A 4,212-nucleotide genomic window follows, 5' to 3' on the forward strand; every position below is an offset into this window, starting at 1 on the left:
TACTTTTACAACCTTTTACCCAACACCATGAGATATTTCATGATTTTGCGTGATTTTACAATAGCTTCTGGACATGTCTAAACTCTTTCAAGCCCGATTTGCGACCACAGTCAATGACACCCATTGCCTGCCTGCCACTCCACTCCGAGAGGTGGCATTTGCTGGGCGCTCAAATGCGGGTAAATCTAGCGCAATTAACATACTTTGCAACCAAAAACGCCTCGCTTTTGCCAGTAAAACGCCAGGACGTACTCAGCACATTAACTATTTTGGGCTTTTTGCAAAAGACGATCTTTTAGCCTATCTAGTGGATTTGCCTGGCTATGGCTATGCAGCAGTCAATCATGAGACCAAATACCACTGGAATGCCCTTCTAAGCGATTACCTGCAGGAGCGGGAGCAACTGGTGGGCATGATCTTGATTGTGGACTCCAGGCGCGGTATCACCGATCTGGATGAGCAAATGATTCAGTGGTTTGTTCCTACTGGCAAACCAATCCATATTTTGCTCAGCAAGTGCGACAAGCTCAATAAAAGTGAGTGCAAGCATGCTTTGGAGGCGGTACGCAAACAATTACAGCAATACGATCCAGCCTTGCCTGATGGCGACGGTGAATCCAAACAACTTACGGCACAATTATTCTCGAGCACCAAGCGTATTGGTCTTGAAGAAGCCGACAATATTGTCATTAAATGGTTATTTGAAGCAGAGACTCAAGAAGATGAAATCACAAGCTAACTCTTTATTGAACTTTCCGGCTCATCGTCCTCGTCGCATGCGACGTGATGATTGGTCCCGTCGCCTGATGCAAGAAAATCATCTGAGTGCAAGCGATCTCATCTATCCCGTATTTTTGTTAGAGGGTAAAAATCAATCTCAAGCTGTTGCTTCGATGCCAGGCGTCAGTCGTGTATCGCTCGACTTACTTTTTAGCGTCGCTGAAGAATGCGTTTCATTAGGTATTCCTGTGATGGCACTCTTTCCGGTGATTGATGCATCCCTGAAAACCCCTGATGGGAAAGAAGCTTTTAATCCCAATGGATTAATTCCAACTGCAGTGCGTGAACTCAAGAAACGCTTTCCTAATTTGGGCATCATGACAGATGTCGCACTTGATCCTTACACAAGTCATGGTCAAGATGGTGTATTAGATGACCAAGGTCGTATTCTGAATGATGAGACCACAGCAATCTTGGTGCAACAAGCTGTTGCTCAAGCCCAAGCTGGTGTTGATATCGTCGCACCATCAGACATGATGGATGGTCGAATTGGAAAAATTCGTGAAGCGCTAGAGCAAAATAAGCTTATACATACTCGCATCATGGCTTACTCAGCCAAATACGCTTCGGCTTTTTATGGCCCATTTCGTGATGCAGTAGGTTCGGCAAAAAATTTGGGCAAGGCTGATAAGAAAACTTACCAAATGGATTGCGCCAATACTGATGAGGCTTTAAGGGAGGTTGCTCTCGATATCAGTGAAGGCGCTGATATGGTGATGGTCAAACCTGGTATGCCTTACCTGGATATCGTACGCAGAGTCCGCGATGAATTTAATTACCCCACCTTTGCCTATCAGGTAAGTGGCGAATACGCTATGCTCAAAGCTGCCGCACAAAACGGCTGGCTTGATCACGACGCTGTGATGATGGAATCTTTGCTTGCATTTAAACGTGCTGGCGCAGATGGCATCTTGACTTACTTCGCGCTTGAGGCTGCTCGCCTTATCAAGGCAAGTAAATAACTTTAATAATGAAGACTGAATAAGTTTTTACTTATCCAGTCTCAGGTGATTCAATTTTCTAATACTTTTTTCAGTCGCTCAGCAAAACGTTGTGGTGGCATATAGCCAATCACGCGTTGATCTTTTAACTCTTCTGAGTTGAGATCAAAAATCAAAATTCCAGGCGGGCCAAATAATCCAAACCGTTTCAATAAAGCCTGATTATCTGGGCTGTTCTTTGTTACATCAGCTTGCAGCAAAATAAATTTCTGCAGTTCTTGATTTACCTCGGGGTTGGCAAAAGTATTGACCTCCATCTCCTTGCAAGAGATACACCAGTCCGCATAAAAATCTAAGAGTACTAATTTCTTTTGCTCTTTTGCTTGGGATAAAAATTGATCCAACTGAGCACTAGAGTCAATCACAGCAAAACTAGCTTTTCCAATCTGGTGTTGACGCTGACCATTGGCCATTGTCTTGCCAGCTTCGCCACCATTGGTTTGTATTAAAGGAGATGCAATCCAGGCTGCAGTTGCAACCAATAAGACGCCCAAGGTTCTTTGCAGCCAAACCATCCAAATGCCAGTGGACGGAATAAGGATGCGCGCCTCAATAGCAATAAAGAGGAGTGGCAAACCCATGCCTAAAGCCATCACAAAGAGAAGGCCCGCCCCCAAACTCATTGATCCTGTTTGGGCAATAAAAGCGAGTACGCCAGCCAAAGGGGCTGTAATACAAGGGCTCGCTACCAACGTTGAAATTCCACCCAAAACAAAGGCACCAGCAAAACTGCCACCCTTGTGACGCCCCGCCAATTGATCCACCTTTTGCTGCCAAGATTGGGGCATTCTGAGTTCGTATAGCCCAAATAAACTGCCGGATAAGGCCAATAGCAACAATGCAAACCCAATTAGCGCTATGGGGCTCTGTAGGGCTCTTTGAACGCTACCACCTAAGGCTGCCATTAAGACCCCCGCCAATGCGTAGACACAGGCCATTCCGAGCACATAGGCTGCTGCCAAGAGACTTGCACGGGTCTTAGTAATCGATTGCTTGCCCTGTGCTCCAAATACGATGCTCGACAGGATAGGTAGCATCGGAAGAACACATGGAGTGAAGGCTAATGCCAGACCCAGAATGAAAAAAGCTAGGAAAAGATATCCGGTTGGCGTGCTTTCTAAAAAGCGACTAATGGCATTAACGTCATCACGCTCACGCCATACATCCATTAAGCTCAATTCTTTTTTGGTGGTATTGCTTACTCCTGCCCCATCCAACATTTCCGGTATTGGGCTAGCCTTCACACCAGGTCCTGCAAGTAAAAACTTCAGGATCATGGGTGGATAACAAATCCCAGCTTCAGCACAGCCCTGTAATTCCAACTCAAAATACAGCGGCTTTCCTATTTCTGTTTTTTTATCTAGCGTGAGAAGAAATGCCTGCTTATAAACCTGCATTTTCTTTTGAAAAGTTTCGTCATACTTTTCAACCCCAGCAGGGAGTGATGCCTTTACAAGCCCTAATTTATTGGGCTCGGAGCCCATCTTAAAATGCAGGGATTCTTGATAGATGTAGTAACCCTTGGCTGGAAATATTTCCACCTCAATGTCATTTGTATTTGTTGCCCAGGTTGCTTCGGCCTGAAATGCTTTCTCAGGAGGAAGAAATTCTGGGGCTCCAAAAGCACTACCAACGAAGAATAGGAAAGCAGTTAATACCGGGATGAATTTATTAATCAATCTCATGGGGCTCACTTTAACTCGGCCTGTACCCACTTGCCATACTGGGCTTCATATTTTTCAGGGGCATAAGCAATCACTTCCGGCAAATCATAGGGATGATGACTTTTTATGAAATTAGAAGTATCCATCCATTTATCAACTACCGTTTTTGCTGTTAAAAGGACTTCATTTCCTTCGCAAACCTTGCCTTCCCATCGAAAAACGGAATGAACGCCCTCCTGAATTTGCACGCAGGCAGCCAGACGGCTTTCAATCAATTGATGTGCCATTTTCTTTGCACCCTCCAGCGATGCAAAGGTGGTTACGATAATCAATAACTCGATAGATTTATCTTGGGTCATAGCCTATTTATAATCGTATAAATGAAAAAAGCCAGACCGAAGCCTGGCTTTTAATCTTGATAAAGGGCTTAAGCCTCTTCAGCTACTGCTGTTTCTTCAACTTCTGGACGATCTACCAACTCAACCAAAGCCATAGGTGCATTGTCACCATGACGGAAGCCAAACTTCAAAATACGAAGGTAGCCACCTGGACGAGTTGCGTAACGTGGGCCGAGCTCTGTGAAGAGTTTGGTCACGATATCGCGATCGCGTGTGCGATTGAATGCTAAGCGACGATTTGCTAAGTTATCTTTTTTACCCAAGGTAATCAAAGGCTCAACAACCATGCGCAATTCTTTTGCTTTTGGCAAAGTGGTTTTAATCACTTCGTGCTCCAAAAGAGAATTGGACATATTGCGCAGCATCGCC

The 4,212-nt window shown here is 44.9% G+C and carries 5 protein-coding genes; 2 read left to right on the forward strand and 3 right to left on the reverse strand.

What is annotated here, in order from left to right:
- The first annotated feature begins 73 nt into the window (after positions 1–73).
- Entirely contained in the window at positions 74–739 is a 666-nt protein-coding gene (yihA, locus tag B7Y67_RS11735) for a ribosome biogenesis GTP-binding protein YihA/YsxC (RefSeq protein WP_293598798.1), read from the forward strand.
- On the forward strand, positions 723–1,742 hold the full coding sequence (gene hemB, locus B7Y67_RS11740; protein WP_293598799.1) for a porphobilinogen synthase: 1,020 nt from the start codon (positions 723–725) through the stop codon (positions 1,740–1,742). The genes yihA and hemB overlap by 17 nt, the downstream gene beginning before the upstream one ends.
- A 50-nt stretch (positions 1,743–1,792) precedes the next feature.
- Here hemB and dsbD read toward each other — a convergent pair whose 3' ends face one another.
- The 3 genes from dsbD to rplQ all read right to left on the reverse strand — a co-directional run.
- Positions 1,793–3,466 (reverse strand): protein-disulfide reductase DsbD, encoded by a 1,674-nt coding sequence (gene dsbD, locus B7Y67_RS11745; protein ID WP_293598800.1) that lies wholly within the window; start codon positions 3,464–3,466, stop codon positions 1,793–1,795.
- Positions 3,467–3,471: 5 nt separating this feature from the next.
- On the reverse strand, positions 3,472–3,804 hold the full coding sequence (gene cutA, locus B7Y67_RS11750; protein WP_293598801.1) for a divalent-cation tolerance protein CutA: 333 nt from the start codon (positions 3,802–3,804) through the stop codon (positions 3,472–3,474).
- Between the two features lie 68 nt (positions 3,805–3,872).
- The coding region (rplQ, locus tag B7Y67_RS11755; RefSeq protein WP_293598802.1) for a 50S ribosomal protein L17 at positions 3,873–4,212 on the reverse strand (340 nt) is incomplete at its 5' end.

The organism is Polynucleobacter sp. 35-46-11 (assembly GCF_002281105.1).